Source organism: Amycolatopsis sp. NPDC003861 (assembly GCF_053605405.1).
Genome location: NZ_JBSGJD010000220.1, coordinates 1 through 16642 on the forward strand (window position 1 = coordinate 1; position 16642 = coordinate 16642).

Consider the following 16642-nt stretch of genomic DNA (forward strand, 5'->3'; position numbering starts at 1 on the left):
GTGGGGGGCTTGGGTGCCCTCACCCTCCCGTTTGGGGGTTGGCGCGCCCCCCCCGGCCCCCAACGCCACATTGGGGCGCTTCAGGCCTCGGCGACCCGGCGGACCACCTGCCCCGCCAGCGCCGGTGGGCGCCGGACCCGGCCCGAGGGCAGGACCAGGCGTTTCAGCGGCCCGCCCACCGGCACCGGCGGCAGGCCCGCACCCAGCAGGACCTGCTCGACGATCTGCTCGGCGTGCCAGGCCACCGAGTCGTTGAGCCGGTCCAGCGACGGCCGGTCGCCGTCGAAGACGTCCTCGTCGGCCAGGGTCACCTCGAAGTGCGCGCAGCCCGGCGGGACCGCGACCGCGTCCTCGATCGCCCGCGCCCCCTCCAGCGGGTCGTCGAACCCGGCTTCGAGCAGCGCCGAGCGGTAGATCCGGGCCGCCCGGGCCCGCATCCGCGGCCCGTAGCGGACGACGACCGGGAGCCGACCGGTCAGGTCGGGCACGGCCAGGCCGTGCAGCAGCATGATCGGCGGCACCGAGTGCACCAGCCGCGGCGCGGGTTCGGCCAGCTCACGGGCGGTGACGCGGACCCGGTCGGCCATCTTGTCCGGGAGACCGAAGTAGCGGAAGTCGACGTTGCCGAACCCGAGGCCGTCGGCGACCAGCGACGCCAGCAGCTCGCCGTAACCCCAGATCGGCGACAGCACGACCACCGGCGGCGCGGCGACCACCGGCGACGGCGCGGGCGGGCGCGTCGCCTCCTGCTCGGGCACCTGGATGACCAGCCGGGGCGGCTCGTGCCAGTCGTGCACCTCGGCGACCCGCCAGTACAGCCCGAGCGGCCGCCACAGCTCGCCGAGGACGTCGTGCTCGATGATCCGGCGCACCTCGGCGTCGTCGTAGGGGAAGTCCCGCGGCGGCACGATCCCGACGTAGTGGTGGTAGGTGACCCGGACTTCGTCGCCGCGGGTGGCCGAGCGGATCCGCATCTCCCAGTCGATCGGCGACGCCGCGATCGCGTTCGCCACCTGCGTGCCGGGCGAGGAGTAGACGAGCGCGGTGGCCTGCCGGAGGAACTGCCCGGCCCGGTCGATGCCCTCCCGCAGCGCCTTCGCCGCCTGCGCGACGTGCACCGGGCTCGCGAGGCTGTCCGGCAGGACACCGGCGACGCGCAGCAGCTCGGCCTCCCCGAGCCCGGTGACCTCGGCGATCTCGGCCCAGTGGTCGAACACCGTCACCTTCGGCGCGTGCCGGTGCTCGATCCAGCTGCGCAACGTCGAGGTCGGGACGCCGATGCGCCGCGCGGCCTCGTCCAGGGACAGACCGCGGGAGCGGATGCCGGCCCGGACCGCTTCCGCCCACTCGTCGGCGCGCCAGTGCGTCACCTCACAAAGCTAACGAAACCCGCTAGCTTTGCGCAGGGACAACCCGCCCACCGCGCTCCGACGCTGGTCACCATGACCACCACTGTGCTCGCCCTGACCCTGATCGTCGGCGCGCTGACCTTCGCCGCCGGCGCGTTCCTCGCCTCCGAGATCGCCACCCGGATCCTGCGCCGCCGGGAGAAGGAGATCTCCGAAGAGCGCAAGAAGCTCAACGCCGCCTGGCGCCACCTGCGGGAGGTCTACGACGTCAAGAAGAAGTCGCAGCGTTAGATCGGGGTGACGTACGCGCCGGAGATGCCGCCGTCGACCAGGAACTGCGACGCGGTGATGAAGCTGGCGTCGTCGCTGGCCAGGAAGGCCACCGCGGCCGCGATCTCCTCCGGCTCGGCGAACCGGCCGACCGGCACGTGCACCAGCCGCCGCGCCGCGCGCTCCGGGTCCTTGGCGAACAGCTCCTTGAGCAGCGGGGTGTTCACCGGGCCCGGGCACAGCGCGTTGACGCGGATGTTCTCCCGCGCGAACTGCACCCCGAGCTCGCGGCTCATCGCGAGCACGCCGCCCTTGGACGCGGTGTAGGAGATCTGCGAGGTCGCCGCGCCCATCACCGCCACGAACGACGCCGTGTTGATGATGGAGCCCTTGCCCTGGCGCTGCATGTGCGGCAGGACGGCCTTGCAGCAGTGGTACACCGACGTCAGGTTGACCCGCTGCACGCGGTCCCACGCCTCGACGCCGGTGGTGAGGATGGAGTCGTCCTCCGGCGGCGAGATGCCGGCGTTGTTGAAGGCGACGTCGACCGAGCCGAACTGCTCCACCGTGCTGTGGAACAGATTTTCGACCTGCTCGGCGTCGGTGACGTCGGTCTGGATGAACGCGCCGCCGATCTCGTCGGCGGCCGCCTTGCCCTCGGCCGGCGAGAGGTCCGCGATGACGACCTTCGCGCCTTCGCTCGCCAGGCGCCGGGCCGAGGCGAGCCCGATGCCGCTGGCGCCGCCGGTGATGACCGCGACGCGGCCTTCGAAACGCTGGACCATTACTCCTCCGTGCTCAGAAAGACGTTCTTGGTTTCGGTGAACGCCGCGGCGGCGTCCGGGCCGAGCTCGCGGCCGAGGCCGGACTGCTTGAAGCCGCCGAACGGCGTCCAGTAGCGCACCGACGAGTGCGAGTTCACCGAGAGGTTGCCGGATTCGACGCCGCGCGCAACTCGGAACGCGCGGCCGGCGTCGCGGGTCCAGATCGACCCGGACAGGCCGTACTCGGTCGCGTTGGCCATCCGGACCGCGTCGGCCTCCTCCGCGAACGGCACCACGGCGACGACCGGCCCGAAGACCTCCTCCGCGGCGAGCGGGTGGCGCAGGTCGGGCGGGGTGACGACGGTCGGCGGGAACCAGAAGCCCGGTCCGGAGGGCGCGGTGCCGCGGAAGGCCACGGGCGCGTCGTCCGGGACGTAGGAAGCCACCTTCTCCCGGTGCGCGGCGGAGATCAGCGGGCCCATCTCGGTCTTCTCGTCGCCGGGGTCGCCGACGACGACGCCGTGCACCGCGGGTTCCAGGAGCTCCATGAAGCGGTCGTATGCGCTCGCCTGCACCAGGATCAGGGAGCGGGCGCAGCAGTCCTGGCCGGCGTTGTCGAAGACGCCGTAGGGCGCGGTCGCCGCGGCTTTTTCCAGGTCGGAGTCGGCGAAGACGATGTTGGCGTTCTTGCCGCCGAGCTCCAGCGTCACGCGCTTCACCTGCGCCGCGCAGCCCGCCATGATCTGCTTGCCGACCTCGGTGGAGCCGGTGAAGACGACCTTGCGCACGGCCGGGTGGTCGACGAACCGCTGCCCGACCACGGACCCCTTGCCGGGCAGCACCTGGAAGACGTCCTCCGGGATGCCCGCCTCGCGCGCCAGCTCGGCCAGCCGGAGGGCGGTCAGCGGCGTCAGCTCGGCGGGTTTGAGGACGACGGTGTTCCCGGCGGCGAGCGCGGGCGCGAACCCCCAGCCGGCGATCGGCATCGGGAAGTTCCACGGCACGATCACGCCGACCACGCCCAGGGGCTCCTGGAAGGTGACGTTGATGCCGCCGGGCACCGGGATCTGCTGGCCGATCAGGCGTTCCGGGGCGGCGGAGTAGTAGTTGAGGACATCACGGACGTTGCCGGCCTCCCAGCGGGCGTTGCCGATCGTGTGCCCGGAGTTCTCGACCTCCAGCCGCGCGAGGTGCTCGATGTCGGCCTCGACGGCGTCGGCGAAGCGGCGCAGCAGGCGCGCGCGGTCGCCGGGGGTGACGTCGCGCCAGGCCGGGAACGCGGCCTGGGCGCGGGCGATCGCCGCGTCGGTCTCTTCGGCGCTGGTCAGAGGGACGCTCCGCACCACCTCCTCGGTGGCCGGGTTCAGGACGTCAAACGTGCTCATCGGTTCTCCTTGCTCGCTTCGACGAGAGCCTGGAACAGCCGGACGTCGTCGCTGTCCTGCTCGGGGTGCCACTGGACACCAAGGGTGAACTCACCGGGCACCTCCGCGGCCTCGATCGTGCCGTCGGCGGACCGGCCGACGGCCTCCAGGCCGGTGCCGAGCCGGTCGATCGCCTGGTGGTGGTAGCAGAGGGTCTTGGTTTCGGAGCCGAGGATCGCCGCCGCCCGGCTGCCTTCGGCGAGCGTGACCGTCCCCCGCCCGAACGTCGCCGGGGCGGGCTGGTGTTCGGTCGTCCGCGCGCTTTCGGGCAGGTGCTGGGTCAGGGTGCCGCCGAGGGCGACGCTCATCACCTGCAGGCCGCGGCACACGCCCAGCACCGGCTTGCGGGCGCGCCGGGCCGCGGCGAACAGGCCGAACTCGAAGGCGTCCCGCTCGGGGCGGACGTAGGTGGCCGGGTGCGGCTCGTGGCCGTAGCGCGCGGGCTCGACGTCGGCGCCGCCGGTGAGCACCAGGCCGTCCACAGTGGACACCAGCCGCTCGTACGCGTCGGACACCGGCGGCAGCAGGACCGGGATGCCGCCGGCCGCGACGACGCAGTCGACGTAGACCCGGTGCAGCAGGACGGCTTCGGTGTCCCAGACCAGGAACTTCGCGGGCTCCAGGTAGGACGTCAGCCCGATGACGGGCCGGTCGTCAGAGCCGTTCGAAGCCACGGATCAGCTCCCAGTCGGTGACGGCGGCGTTGTAGGCGTCGACCTCGATCTTCGCCGCGTTCAGGTAGTGGTCGACGACGTCGTCGCCGAAGGCCGCGCGCGCCAGGTCGCTGCCGGCCAGGGCCGCGGCGGCTTCGGGCAAGGTCGTCGGCACCGTGCCGCGATCGGAGTGGTAGGCGTTGCCGGTGAAGGGCTCTTCGAGCTCCAGCTCGTTCTCGATGCCGTGCAGGCCGGCGGCGATGAGCGCGGCGACGGCGAGGTACGGGTTGACGTCCCCGCCCGGCACCCGGTTCTCCACGCGCAGCGACTCGCCGTGCCCGACGACGCGCAGCGCGCAGGTGCGGTTGTCGGTGCCCCACGCGATCGCGGTCGGCGCGAAGCTGCCGGGCACGAACCGCTTGTAGGAGTTGATGTTCGGCGCGAAGAAGTACGTCAGCTCGTGCAGCCCGGCGAGCTGGCCGGCGAGGAAGTGCTCCATCAGCTTCGAGAAGCCGTGCTCGCCGTCCCCGGCCAGCACGGCGCGGCCCTCGGTGGAGCGCAGGCTGATGTGGATGTGGCAGGAGTTGCCTTCGCGCTCGTTGTACTTCGCCATGAAGGTGAGGCTCTTGCCCTCCTGCGCGGCGATCTCCTTGGCGCCGTTCTTGTAGACGCTGTGGTTGTCGCAGGTGCTCAGGGCATCGGTGTAGCGGAAGGCGATCTCCTGCTGGCCGGGGTTGCACTCGCCCTTGGCGGACTCGGGGTAGAGCCCGGCGCCGGCCATGTCGTTGCGGATGCGGCGCAGGAGCGGCTCCAGGCGCGCGGTGCCGAGCATCGAGTAGTCGACGTTGTACTGGTTGGCGGGCTTCAGGCCGTGGTAGCGCTTGTCCCAGGCGGCTTCGTAGGTGTCGTCGAAGACGATGAACTCGAGCTCGGTGCCGACGAAGGCGGCGAGCCCGCGTTCGGCGAGCCGGTCGAGCTGGCGGCGCAGGATCTGCCGGGGCGACACGCTGACAGCGCCGCCTTGCACGCGCTCGACGTCGGCGAGGACGAGCGCGGTGCCCTCCTGCCAGGGAATCTCCCGCAGGGTGTCGAAGTCGGGGCGCAGCACGAAGTCGCCGTAGCCGCTGTCCCAGGAGGAGAGCGCGTAGCCGTCGACGGTGTTCATGTCGACGTCGACGGCGAGCAGGTAGTTGCAGGCCTCGGTGGCGTGGCCGACGACCTCGTCCAGGAAGTACTCCGCCGAGCAGCGCTTGCCCTGCAGCCTGCCCTGCATGTCGGTGAGCGCGACGAGCACGGTGTCGATCGTGCCCGCGTCCACGCGCGCCCGGAGTTCGTCGAGCGTGAGCATGCCTCGCCTGCGTGCCATCGTCGCCCCAAAGGTTTGGTATGAATCCTTTGCCGGTCCTTCCTACCCGGTGAGCCTCGCCGGGTCAACCGGAACAAAGGTATCTTTTTGAGCCATTGTGACGACGTTCGGATTGTCCGGGATGCCCGGCTGAGAAGAGTCTGTGAATCCGCCGTCACGGGAGGAATCCGGGGCCTTCGCACGTTGAACGGGGCAAGAGAGGTGAGATCGATGACCACAGCATTCACGCAGACCACGATCGGACAGCAGCAGGCCCGGCCCCAGCTGCCGACCCTGCCCACCGGCTGGCCGATCGGTTCGTACGAGTCCTACGAGCAGGCACAGCGGGCGGTCGACCACCTCGCGGGCGCGGACTTCCCCGTCACCGACGTCACGATCGTGGGCGTGGAACCGATGCTCGTCGAGCGGGTCGCGGGCAAGATGTCGTGGGGCAAGGTCCTCGGCAGCGCGGCGACGTCCGGTGCGCTGTTCGGCCTGTTCCTCGGCCTGATGCTCAGCCTGCTGAACCCCGGCGCCGGGATGGTCCCGATCGTGATCGGCCTCGTCGCCGGTCTCGGGTTCAACCTGCTCTTCGGCGCGCTGGGTTACGCGGTGAACCGCAACAAGCGCGGCTTCATCTCGCAGAGCCAGCTGGTGGCCCGCCGCTACGACGTGCTGTCCCAGCCGCGCAACGCCGAGAAGGGCCGCGCGTTGCTGGCGGACCTCGCGGCGCGCAGCGCGTTCGGCCACTGACACCCCCAGTTCGAAGGCCGCCTCCGGGATCCCCGGAGGCGGCCTTCGCCGCATCGGGAGCGGCCCCGACCGCTCCCGTCCCCCTACCTGGTCGGTGTCGTCGGCGGAGCCGGTGACGTGGTGGTCGCGGGCGGCGCCGTCACCTTCGGGATCGCGGCGCTGAACGGCACGCCCGCCAGCTCGCGGCAGGCACCGCGGTAGCCGTTGTAGCCGTTGAAGCTGCCCCGGTCGTCGGTGACGCCCTGTTCGATCTTCGGCCGCGGGAACCGGTTGTCCTCGCCGATCTTCTGCTTCCCGCCGGTCGAGCGCTCGCAGCCGTAGCGGGTCACCGTGAGCGGCCGGCCCTCCTCGTCGTAGAGGTAGACCTCGGTCAGCGGCTTGCCCTCGGCGTCGAAGGCGTAGACGTTCTCGACGTCGCGGCCGCCGTAGGTCAGCTGGTCGTTGCCGTAGTTGTCGGACGCCGACGGGTAGTACGACGACGGGCCCGAGTAGGACGTCCCGCGGGCGAAGAGGTCGATCGCGGCGCCGAAGCCACCCAGTGCGCCACCGATGACGAACGCCGAGATCGGCACGACCACCCACAGCAGCTTCCGGTCGCCCCGCACCCGCGGCCCGGCCCACAGGGCCGCGACGGCCGCGAGGATCAGGAACGGCAGCAACAGCACGCCACTGCGGCGCTGCAGCATGAACAGCAGCCCCAGCGCGACCAGCACGACGGCGCACAACACCCACCACGCCGGCTTGAGCGAGCCGAGGTAGCGCAGGAACTTGCCGGTGTCCTCCTGATCCCGGCCCTTGGCCATCGTGGCGCGCAGCCACCCGGCTTCCGGCAGGGCCAGCACCGGCTCGACCCCGCCGCGCAGCAGCAGCACGAGGCTGACGAGGAAGACCGGCGCGAACAGGAACAGGCCGACGAAGGCGTCGGGACTGCGGGAGACGGTGGCGCCGAAGGCGAGCATGGCGAGCCCCAGCGCGCAGAACACCAGGCCCCACAACGCGATCCGCGGCTTCAGCAGGCTGGGCGCGGGCGTCGTGAGCACCTGCGTCGCCCCCTCGCCCGGCGCCGGGTAGCCCCCGGACGCGCGCAGCTCGGCGGCGTAGCTCTCGGGCGAGCCGAGCCGTTCGATCAGGGCCTCGACGCGGGCGCCCTCCCCCAGTTCGGCTTCGAGTTCCGCCAGGTGGGGGCGGACGTCCTCGAGGATCTCTTCGATCTCGCTCGCGGGCAGGTCGGCGAGCGCGGTCCGGACCCGCGCCAGATACACCCGCACGGCGGTCGGCTTGTCGCTCATGCTGCCTCTCCCAAAAGCACGTTCATCGTCGAAGCGAAGCTCTGCCAGGTCTTGCCCGACTCGGCGAGGCGCGCCCGGCCCGGCTCGTTCAGGCTGTAGTACTTGCGGTGGGGGCCCTCTTCGCTGGGCACGACGTACGAGGTCAGCAGGCCGGCCTTGTAGAGCCTGCGCAACGTCCCGTACACCGACGCGTCCCCCACCTCGTCCAGGCCGGCGGCCCGGAGTCTTCTCAGTACGTCGTACCCGTAGCCGTCTTCCTCGCGGAGCACCGCGAGGACGGCGAGATCGAGCACGCCCTTGAGCAGCTGACTGATCTCCACTGCACCCTCCAGTCTTACGCTTGGGAAGGTACCACGCATTGCGCAGTAGTGTGCACGGCGGAGGGTCGTTTCGGGTCGGCGCGTTCAGCTCCGGGTGTCCACCGGCCGCTCGAAGAAGGAGTCGAGGACCACGATGGTCTGCGTGCCCGTGACGCCGTCGATCGCGAAGAGCCGGCGCAGCGACGACTGGAGGCCTTCGGTGGTGGCGGTGCGCACTTTGACCAGCAGCGACGCCGGGCCGGCGATGACGTGCGCCTCCACGACTTCGGGCAGTGCCTCCAGGGCTTCGCGCACGGGGTGGTCGCCCATCCAGGCGTTCGCTTCGACGAGCACGAAGGCCGCGACCCCGCGCCCGACGGCGGCCGGGTCGACGTCCACGGTGGTCCGCCGGATGACGTCCTGCTCCCGGAGCTTGCGCACGCGTTCGTGGGCGGCACCCGCGGAGAGCCCGACGGCTTTCCCGAGGGCGGCGTACGCCTGCGTCGCGTCACGCTGGAGCTCGCTGAGCAGCATGCGATCTACTTCATCCACGTGTTGACCGTATCAGGTTCGGTAATCCATGCTTTTGGCAGAATCTCATGAGGAGCTGGTGATGGACCTGATCAAGACGGACTTCCAGGTGCTGGACGAGCGGTTCGCCCGCGTCAACGGCGACGAGTGGACGCAGCGCCTGCACACGGGCTGCCGCTGGACGGAGGGGCCGGCGTACTTCCCGGCGGGGCGCTACCTGGTGTTCAGCGACATCCCGAACGACCGCACCCTCCGCTGGGACGAGACGACGGGCCAGGTCGGCGTCTTCCGTCAGCCGTCCGGGTACGCGAACGGTCACACGGTGGACCGCCGGGGCCGGTTGATCAGCTGCGAGCAGGGTCCCCGCCGCGTGACGCGCACCGAGCCCGACGGCTCGATCACGGTGCTGACCTCGGAGTACCGGGGCAAGAGGCTGAACAGCCCGAACGACGTGGTCGAGCACTCGGACGGGTCAATCTGGTTCACCGACCCGAGTTACGGAATCGACAGCGACTACGAGGGGTACCGGGCGGAGAGCGAGATCGGGGCGTGCCACGTGTACCGCGCGGCCCCGGACGGCACGGTGGAGATCGCGGCGGACGACTTCAGCCGCCCGAACGGCCTGGCGTTTTCGGCGGACGAGTCCCGGTTGTACATCGCGGACACACGCCAGACACCGAGCCACATCAGGGTGTTTGCGGTGGGCGAGAACGGCCGCCTGTCGGGCGGCGAGATCTTCGCGACGAGCGACAGCGGCGGTTTCGACGGCGTGAGGGTCGACAGCGAAGGCCACGTCTGGGCGGCGGCCCACGACGGGCTGCACTGTTTCGCACCGGACGGAACGCGCATCGGCAAGCTGCGCATCCCGGAGGTGTGCTCGAACTTCACGTTCGGCGGCGCGCGGGGCAACGAGCTGTTCATCACGGCCTCGAGCTCGCTGTACACGCTGAGGGTGACGGTGAACGGGGCTCGCTACCCGCGCTGAGCGGTCGGAGCCGGGGCCAGCAGTCGCGGCGAGGAGCTTCCGGCGGCAGGCTCACCCCGACTGGCGGTGCAGGCTCGTACCCGGTCAGCCGGGCGTGGGCGCCTCGACCCGGTCCACCACTGCGTCGCGGCGGCGCCAAGCCCGGCTCACCCGGACCAGCCAGGCCGCCTCTGCCGCCACGTCCGCCTCCGTGTCCGGCTGTGGCTCGGGGGCCGGCTCGGGTCCCTGCTCGCGGTCGAAGCGCCTTCCCGCTCGGCCCGCCTCGATCGCCGCCGCCAGGGTCACCGCCTCGACCGTCGCCGCCACCTCCGTCTCGCGGACTCCCGCTCGGCGGGCCGCCGCCTCGGCTCGGGGTGGGAGGTCGGGGTCGAAGTGGGCTCGCAGCGCCAAGTGGCCGTCGCGGATTTCGATCACCCTGCGGTACAGCGCGAACTCCGCTCCCCCCGCCAGCTCGCGGCCCGGGTCGAGGGCGATGCCCGGGACCGCCGTGCGCAACGCCGTCCACAGTGGCTCGATGCGGCGGTACGCCCGGTACGCGCGCACCCGGCCGATCAGCGACGACACCGCCGGTGACCAGGCGCTGAGCGTCGCCCCCGCGGCCACGAAACCGACCGTCACCGCCGCGAGGATCGAGGACGGGAGGTCTTCGCGGGCGCCGATCCGGGCCGTGCGGGCCAGCTGGAGGACGTCGTCGACGTCCCAGAACGTCCACGCGGTCGCCGCGCCCACGCCGATGACCAGCAACCACAGCCCCGCCCGCAGCGGCCCCGGCTCCGCGTGCCACGCGCTGCGCACGAACACCGCCAGCAGCAACCCGAGGCTGATCAGGCTGTAGAGCAGGAACAACACCTTGTCGCCCAACGCGAACGGCAGGCCCGCGCCCGAAAAGACCGTGTCGTCGCCGACGCGCCGCGGTTCGGACAGCGCGAAGCACACCGCCAGCAGCACCATCGTCGCCCCGGTGAACAGCGCATGGGGCGCGAGCCGGGCGCTGTCGCCGCGCCACACCGACTGGGTGAAGGCCACCGCGAAGCCGATCGCGCCCAGCTTCAGCTCGTCGCCGGCCAAGCTCAGGACCCACTCGGCCACCGGGCCGGGGCCGGCGAGGGCCGACATCGCCGGCGTCAGCACGACGATGCCGGTGGCGATGCAGATGCCGAACCCGGCGAGGAACCACATCGTGCGCGGCGGCTGGCTGCGGCGCGCCTCGATCAGCTTGTACCCGAACCCGGCGAACCCCGTGAGGCAGAGGTAGTAGGCGAGGCTTTCGATCACGGCGTGCGGCGGCCGAACAGGGAATCGAAGCGCCGCACGCCGTCCGGGACACCGGGCGCGGGTTCGCGCGGCTCGGCCGGCCGGACCACACGCTGCGCGAGCAGGGTCGCGACCAGTTCGGCTTCGCGTTCCTCGGCGGCCGAGTAGGTGGTGCGCCCGAGCACGCGCCGGACGAGCTCGGGCGAGAGGTTCGGCATGAGCTGCCGCCCGGCGGCGGCGTCGATCGCGACGCCGTCCGCGCCCGCGTCGGCGCCGACGTGCCCGCACAGCAGGTGCCCGACCTCGTGCAGCAGGATGTGCCGCCGGTGCAGGGCGGTCGTGTTGGTCGGGTAGAGGATGTAGTCGGCGCGCTCGGTGCTCATCAGCAGTCCGCACGGCGCACCTTCGGGAGCGCTGACGGGCATCAGCTCGATGGGACGCCCCCGCTCGGCGGCCAGCGCCGTGACGAAGCCCTCGGCGTCGAACGGTTCGGGCAGGCTCACGGCATCGGCGACTTCGCGGGCCCGTTTCCACAGTGACCGGGCCGGTCGCCGCCGCAAGGATGGTCGCGCCACTCTCAGGCCTCCCTCGCCACGCCCCGGCCGAACGGCTTCGGCAGGTTCAACGCGGCAAAGCGCGTGTGGTTGCGCGGCCGGGGAAATTCCGACGCGCGGACGCCGCACATGGTTCCACACCGGCAACCCGGGACCCGGACCGGCGGTGCGCGTCCACGGCCGGCTCCGACGGCGGACGCACCGCCACCCTCAGCCCTCCTTCTTCGGGCGGCCGGCCTCCCTCCGGGCGATCGCGTCGATCATGTCGCTGATCGTGTCCAGGCCGTCCGAGGACAACGTCACCGCGCGCAGCGCCAGGTCCCGGACCCCCGCGTCGCGCAGCGCGCCCAGCAACGCCAGCTCCTCCGCGATCTTCCGGCTCTGCTCGTCGTCGAAGAAGTACGCCGGGGGCACGCCGAAGAACTGGGCCAGTGCCTCGAGGTGCCGCTTGGTCGGGTTGTCGCGGCGGCCCGTGCGCAGCTGCCACAAGTACGTCGTCGAAAAGCTCTCGCCCGTCGCTTCGCGGCAGGCCTTGGCGACCTCTTCGTTGCTGTACGGCTCCCGATCGGGCCTGCGGACCACGTGGAACAGCCGGTCGATCTTGTCGGCCAGCGTCGACTTTCCGGGCTCCTTGACCACGATGCACTCCCTCAGCTACCAGGCGTATTCATCCTAGCTGAAAGGCACACCTCCGCGATCAACCCGAGTTCGCCCGTGGCCGCGGCTGGCACCGCGGGCACGAGAACGACGAACGGTTCATGAACGGCTCCCGCCGGATCGCCGTGCCGCACCGGTGGCACGGCATCCCTTCCTGGCCGTACGCGTCCAGCGACCGGTCGAAGTACCCCGATTGCCCGTTCACGTTCACGTACAGCGCGTCGAACGACGTGCCGCCCGCGCCCAGGGCCGCGTTCATCACGTCCGACGCCGCCGACAGCAGCTCGCGGCCCTTCGCCATGGTGAGCTTTTCGGTCGGCCGGGCCCAGTGCAGGCGCGCCCGCCACAACGCTTCGTCCGCGTAGATGTTGCCGATGCCCGACACCAGTGTCTGGTCGAGCAGCGCGCGCTTGACCTCCGTGCGCCGGGACCGCAGCGCGCGCACCGCCGTGTCGAGGTCGAACTCCGGGTCCATCGGGTCGCGGGCGATGTGGGCGATCGTGTCCGGGAGCAGGACGTCACCGCCGATGTCGCTCAGGTCGTCCAGCGCCAGGCCGCCGAACGTCCTCTGGTCGACGAACCGCAGCTCCGGCCCGTCGTCGTCGAAGCGCAGCCGCACCCGCAGGTGCTTCTCGTCCGGCGCGTCCTCCGGCTGGACGAGCATCTGCCCGCTCATGCCGAGGTGGGCCAGCAGCGCCTCCTTGTCGGAGAGTTCCAGCCACAGGTACTTGCCCCGGCGCCGCGCCGCCTCGACGCGGGTGCCGGCGAGCCGCTGCGTGAAGTCCTCCGCGCCCAGGGCGTGCCGGCGGATGGCGCGCGGGTGCAGGACCTCCGCCTGACGGATGGTCCGCCCCGCGACGTGCGCCTGCAGGCCCAGGCGGACGACTTCGACCTCGGGAAGTTCGGGCATGCGGCCATTGTGCCCGGGGGGTCCGACATTTCTTGAAAAGGCACCTACGGCGCGGTGGGCCCGACGTCGGCTTTCGCCAGCGGAACCCGGGTCGTTCCCGAGGCGAAGTACTCGTCGGCGCCGACGTCGAAGGTGCCCGAGCGGGTCTGCAGGTCGAAGTCTTTCGCCGCGTACGGGTACGACCCGACACCGGCGTTGACCGCGGGGCTGCCCGACGCCAGCCGGTCGAGCCCGGCCGCGTCCTTGACCAGTTTCGGGTCGACGTTCCGCGACGGCATCCCGGCTGTCCCGCCGAAGGTGATGTTGCCCTCGTACTTGACCGTCGACCCGCTCGGCAGCGTCACCAGCGTCCCCGAGGTGCCTTTGACGATGTTGTCCGCGACCACGCAGTCCTTCGGCTTGAAGTCGCCGCCGTCGCCGTCGATGACGCTGTTCGACCCGAGCACCGTGTTGTAGGCGACGGTGTCGCGGTCCGGGCGGTCGTGCAGCTTGCTGGTCGGCCCGCTGTCGGCCTCGTCGCCCGAGCCGAACACGATCGCCCGCCCGCCGGAGTTCGCGACGTAGTTGCCGACGATCTTGTGGTCGTTGCCGTGGAAGCGGATCCCGGAGTTGAAGAGCACATTGCCTTCGACGGTGCTGCGGTTGCCGTGGCGCAGCACGATGTAGCCCTTGCTGTCACGGATGGTGTTGTAGCGGATGACGTTGTCGGACGACTTGACTGAGATCGCCTCGCTGTCGCCGTCGGCCTTCTCGAAGAGGTTGTACTCGAGGATGGCGTGCGCGGAGTAGGACTGGTGGTTGCTCAGCCCGAGCCGGATCGATTCGCCGCCGTTGTCGCCGGAGAACTGGTGGTTGAAGAAGTAGTTGTGGTGCACGCGGACGTTCTGCGCCATGGCGGCCGAGGGGCCGAGGATCTGCAGGAACACGCCCTGGCTGGTGCGGTTCTGGAAGACGTTGTGGTCGACCTCGGTGTCGTCACCGTTGACCGAGACCCAGTTGCCGTCGCCGGTGAGCTGGAAGTCGTTGCGGGACAGGCGGTTGTGCGACGCCCCGGCCGGGACGCTCAGGGAAGCGCTTCCCCGGAACTTGAACCCCTGCAGCACGACGTGGTGGACTCCGCCGGCGAAGGAGAACGTCTTCGAGCCGGTGATCGTCGCCTTGCCGGTGTGCTCGGCGGCGATCGTCACCGGCGCCGAAGCGGTGCCGGACCGGTTGATCGACAACGTCGAACTCGCGGAGTAGGAGCCGTCGGCCAGGACGATCGTGTCCCCGGCGTTCGCCTTGTCCATCGCCGACTGCAGCGCGGCCAGGGAGGTGACCCGGATCTGCGCGGCCGACGCCGGCGAGCCGGGGACGACGACGAGCGCCGCGGCGATCAGGGGTACGAAGAGCAGACGCATCCGCCAGACCTCTCAGTGAGCACGGGGCGGCGGATGTCCACACGCTACTGAGCGGTCCGGCAAAGCGTCAACGAGGGTTCCCGCTGATCAGGACTCCGGTTCGGCCTTCTGCTGGGCCTCGAGTTCGGCGGACAGCGAGCGCCAGGCCGTCTCGGCGGCCTTCTGCTCGGCTTCCTTCTTCGTCGACCCGGTGCCGTGGCCGAGGGGACGGCCGGCGACCAGCACGGTGGCCGTGAACTCCTTGCGGTGGTCCGGCCCGGTGTCCTCGACCTTGTACTCGGGCACGCCGAGCCCGGCCGACGCCGTCAGCTCCTGCAGGCTCGTCTTCCAGTCGAGCCCGGCCCCGCGCAGCGGCGCTTCGGCGAGCAGCGGGTCGAAGAGGTGGTGCACGAGCTTGCGGGCGATCTCGATGCCGTGCTCGAGGTAGGCGGCGCCGATGACGGCTTCCAGCCCGTCGGCGAGGATGCTCGCCTTGTCGCGGCCGCCGGTGAGCTCTTCGCCCTTGCCGAGCAGCAGGTGCGCCCCGAGCCCGCCCTCGCCGAGCCCGCGCGCCACCCGCGCCAGTGCGTGCATGTTGACCACGCTGGCGCGGAGCTTCGCGAGCTGCCCTTCGGGCAGGTCGGGGTGTGTGGTGTAGAGGTGATCGGTGACGACGAGGCTGAGCACGGCATCACCGAGGAACTCCAGCCGCTCGTTCGGCGGCAGACCTCCGTTTTCGTACGCGTACGAACGGTGGGTCAGCGAAAGCCGGAGCAGCTCGGGGTCCAAGGTGACCCCGAGCGCTTCGAGCAACAGCGCCCGATCGGCTACTGGTCCCCCGGGCGTCTTGCCCCCCATGTCGGCGACCCGATCAGGCGGGCTCGACGACCTGGCGGCCGTTGTGCTGGCCGCACGACGGGCACGCGACGTGCTGGAGCTTCGGCTGCTTGCAGGCGCGGTTGGAGCAGGGCACCAGCTGCACCGGAGCCGCCTTCCACTGGCTGCGGCGGGAGCGCGTGTTGGATCGCGACATCTTCCGCTTCGGGACGGCCACGAGTAGATCTCCTTATGACGGTCTGCTCGCGGTCGTGCGAGCGAACTTTCCTCCGGAACGAGCTGGGGCGCTCGTCAGGCTTGCTCAGCTGGGCCCAGGCTTTTCGCCCGCGTTCTCGTCGAAGCGCTCGACGAGTGCGGCCCACCGAGGGTCTATCTTCTCATGCCCGTGTCCGGGCTCGAGATCGGCCCACTTGACGCCGCAGTCCGTGCAGAGCCCGGCGCAGTCCTCGGTGCACAGCGGGGCCAGCGGGAGGGCCAGCACGATCGCGTCGCGCACGATGGGTTCGAGGTCGATCTTGTCGTCGACCAGCCGGGGGATCTCGTCCTCGTCGGTGGTCTCCTCGGTGGCCGACCCCGGGTAGGCGAACAGCTCCTGGACCTCGACCTCGACCTCTTCGGTCAGCGGGTCGAGGCAGCGGGCGCAGGTGCCCTTCGCGGTGGCCGTGGCCGTGCCGCTGACGAGGACGCCTTCGACGACGGACTCGAGCAGCAGGTCGAGGTCCAGCTCGGAGCCGGCTTCGATGGTGATGACATCGGGGACGCCGAGCGGCGTCTCCACCGGCACGCTGCGCTTGACGGCGCGGCTGAGGCCGGCGTGACGGCCGAGCTCACGGGTGTCGATCACCCACGGGCTGCGGTCGTCGAGCTGGGGGGTCTTGTTCTCGGACATCCAGTCCAGGGTACGCACTGGTCGCCACTCCTTTTGAGCAGGCACCCGGCGGTCCCTTGGTGGGGCTCGGTCGCTGCTGGTCTTTCCTGGAGGTGCTGCTGAGTCGGGCGGATGTCGGGTCGCCTCGGTCGGGTCGGGGGCCCACCACCCCGAAGCCGCGATTGTCACTACGGGCTTCGGATCGGGGTGGCGGGGCAGGACTGGGCGGGGTGCCGGTCTGGGCGTCCGCGTTCCGTTCGAGCCGGTGAGGCAGCGGGTGGTCCAGCGCAGAACCTTGCCGGATCCCACCCCGCTCGAAGCAGGGCTTCGGCAAAGCCGGTCGCTGCTGCGTGGTGCGGGTCTGTCGTCTGGTTTCCGCTCGGAATTGCAGCTCAGGTTGCTCGGGTGCCCACCACCCCGAAGCCGGAATTGTCACTACGGCCGGTGGTACCGCGTCAAGGCGGGAAAGCGTGCCTTGACCCGGCACCACCGTCCGCGTGCTGGCTTCGGATCGGGGTGGC

19 protein-coding genes are annotated in these 16642 nt (G+C 70.9%); 3 read left to right on the forward strand and 16 right to left on the reverse strand.

Annotation, left to right across the window (positions count from 1 at the left end; all coding sequences use genetic code 11):
- Window positions 1-80: 80 nt before the first annotated feature.
- Window positions 81-1370 (reverse strand): helix-turn-helix domain-containing protein, encoded by a 1290-nt coding sequence (locus ACWEVN_RS37225; RefSeq protein WP_452054412.1) that lies wholly within the window; start codon window positions 1368-1370, stop codon window positions 81-83.
- A 72-nt stretch (window positions 1371-1442) separates the two neighbouring features.
- On the opposite strand from ACWEVN_RS37225, the gene ACWEVN_RS37230 reads away from it, so the two are divergent.
- Window positions 1443-1640 (forward strand): hypothetical protein, encoded by a 198-nt coding sequence (locus ACWEVN_RS37230; protein ID WP_449685181.1) that lies wholly within the window; start codon window positions 1443-1445, stop codon window positions 1638-1640.
- On the opposite strand, the gene ACWEVN_RS37235 is transcribed toward ACWEVN_RS37230, so the two are convergent.
- The 4 genes from ACWEVN_RS37235 to ACWEVN_RS37250 are packed head-to-tail and all read right to left on the reverse strand — an operon-like array spanning window position 1637 to window position 5826.
- The gene (locus ACWEVN_RS37235; protein WP_452054413.1) at window positions 1637-2404 is read right to left on the reverse strand and encodes a 3-oxoacyl-ACP reductase; all 768 of its coding nucleotides are present in this window, start codon (window positions 2402-2404) and stop codon (window positions 1637-1639) included. The genes ACWEVN_RS37230 and ACWEVN_RS37235 overlap by 4 nt on opposite strands.
- The gene (locus tag ACWEVN_RS37240) at window positions 2404-3768 is read right to left on the reverse strand and encodes an aldehyde dehydrogenase family protein (protein WP_452054414.1); all 1365 of its coding nucleotides are present in this window, start codon (window positions 3766-3768) and stop codon (window positions 2404-2406) included. Before ACWEVN_RS37240 ends, ACWEVN_RS37235 begins: the two co-directional genes overlap by 1 nt.
- Window positions 3765-4481 carry a gamma-glutamyl-gamma-aminobutyrate hydrolase family protein gene (locus ACWEVN_RS37245; protein WP_449685179.1) on the reverse strand — a complete coding sequence of 239 codons (717 nt, stop codon included), beginning with the start codon at window positions 4479-4481 and terminating at the stop codon, window positions 3765-3767. Before ACWEVN_RS37245 ends, ACWEVN_RS37240 begins: the two co-directional genes overlap by 4 nt.
- Complete coding sequence (locus ACWEVN_RS37250; protein WP_449685178.1) at window positions 4462-5826, reverse strand: glutamine synthetase family protein; 1365 nt, start codon at window positions 5824-5826, stop codon at window positions 4462-4464. Before ACWEVN_RS37250 ends, ACWEVN_RS37245 begins: the two co-directional genes overlap by 20 nt.
- Before the next feature lie 210 nt (window positions 5827-6036).
- Between ACWEVN_RS37250 and ACWEVN_RS37255 the strand changes: the two genes are divergently transcribed.
- A complete protein-coding gene (locus ACWEVN_RS37255; RefSeq protein WP_310974577.1) occupies window positions 6037-6558 on the forward strand; it encodes a general stress protein in 522 nt (173 codons plus the stop codon).
- An 83-nt stretch (window positions 6559-6641) separates the two neighbouring features.
- On the opposite strand, the gene ACWEVN_RS37260 is transcribed toward ACWEVN_RS37255, so the two are convergent.
- The 3 genes from ACWEVN_RS37260 to ACWEVN_RS37270 all read right to left on the reverse strand — a co-directional run bounded on the left by ACWEVN_RS37260 (window position 6642) and on the right by ACWEVN_RS37270 (window position 8698).
- Window positions 6642-7847: a DUF1700 domain-containing protein gene (locus tag ACWEVN_RS37260; RefSeq protein ID WP_452054415.1), complete on the reverse strand. Its 1206-nt coding sequence runs from the start codon at window positions 7845-7847 to the stop codon at window positions 6642-6644.
- Window positions 7844-8167 (reverse strand): PadR family transcriptional regulator, encoded by a 324-nt coding sequence (locus ACWEVN_RS37265; RefSeq protein WP_086843254.1) that lies wholly within the window; start codon window positions 8165-8167, stop codon window positions 7844-7846. The genes ACWEVN_RS37260 and ACWEVN_RS37265 overlap by 4 nt, the downstream gene beginning before the upstream one ends.
- A gap of 84 nt (window positions 8168-8251) precedes the next feature.
- Complete coding sequence (locus ACWEVN_RS37270; RefSeq protein WP_452054416.1) at window positions 8252-8698, reverse strand: Lrp/AsnC family transcriptional regulator; 447 nt, start codon at window positions 8696-8698, stop codon at window positions 8252-8254.
- Between the two features lie 61 nt (window positions 8699-8759).
- Between ACWEVN_RS37270 and ACWEVN_RS37275 the strand changes: the two genes are divergently transcribed.
- Window positions 8760-9662, forward strand: a complete 903-nt coding sequence (locus tag ACWEVN_RS37275; RefSeq protein WP_452054417.1) for an SMP-30/gluconolactonase/LRE family protein — start codon at window positions 8760-8762, stop codon at window positions 9660-9662.
- Window positions 9663-9746: 84 nt separating this feature from the next.
- Here ACWEVN_RS37275 and ACWEVN_RS37280 read toward each other — a convergent pair whose 3' ends face one another.
- The 8 genes from ACWEVN_RS37280 to ACWEVN_RS37315 all read right to left on the reverse strand — a co-directional run bounded on the left by ACWEVN_RS37280 (window position 9747) and on the right by ACWEVN_RS37315 (window position 16142).
- The gene (locus ACWEVN_RS37280) at window positions 9747-10937 is read right to left on the reverse strand and encodes an MAB_1171c family putative transporter (RefSeq protein WP_452054418.1); all 1191 of its coding nucleotides are present in this window, start codon (window positions 10935-10937) and stop codon (window positions 9747-9749) included.
- Complete coding sequence (locus ACWEVN_RS37285; protein ID WP_452054419.1) at window positions 10934-11419, reverse strand: hypothetical protein; 486 nt, start codon at window positions 11417-11419, stop codon at window positions 10934-10936. Before ACWEVN_RS37285 ends, ACWEVN_RS37280 begins: the two co-directional genes overlap by 4 nt.
- A 261-nt stretch (window positions 11420-11680) precedes the next feature.
- Window positions 11681-12109, reverse strand: a complete 429-nt coding sequence (locus ACWEVN_RS37290; protein ID WP_449685173.1) for a helix-turn-helix domain-containing protein — start codon at window positions 12107-12109, stop codon at window positions 11681-11683.
- A 58-nt stretch (window positions 12110-12167) separates the two neighbouring features.
- Entirely contained in the window at window positions 12168-13037 is an 870-nt protein-coding gene (gene mutM, locus ACWEVN_RS37295) for a bifunctional DNA-formamidopyrimidine glycosylase/DNA-(apurinic or apyrimidinic site) lyase (RefSeq protein ID WP_452054420.1), read from the reverse strand.
- 44 nt (window positions 13038-13081) lie between these two features.
- A complete protein-coding gene (locus tag ACWEVN_RS37300; protein WP_452054421.1) occupies window positions 13082-14437 on the reverse strand; it encodes a polysaccharide lyase 6 family protein in 1356 nt (451 codons plus the stop codon).
- Between the two features lie 87 nt (window positions 14438-14524).
- Window positions 14525-15274 (reverse strand): ribonuclease III, encoded by a 750-nt coding sequence (rnc, locus tag ACWEVN_RS37305; RefSeq protein WP_310974586.1) that lies wholly within the window; start codon window positions 15272-15274, stop codon window positions 14525-14527.
- 13 nt (window positions 15275-15287) lie between these two features.
- Entirely contained in the window at window positions 15288-15470 is a 183-nt protein-coding gene (gene rpmF, locus ACWEVN_RS37310) for a 50S ribosomal protein L32 (RefSeq protein WP_003090635.1), read from the reverse strand.
- An 84-nt stretch (window positions 15471-15554) separates the two neighbouring features.
- Complete coding sequence (locus ACWEVN_RS37315) at window positions 15555-16142, reverse strand: YceD family protein (protein ID WP_310974587.1); 588 nt, start codon at window positions 16140-16142, stop codon at window positions 15555-15557.
- Between the last annotated feature and the right edge of the window lie 500 nt (window positions 16143-16642).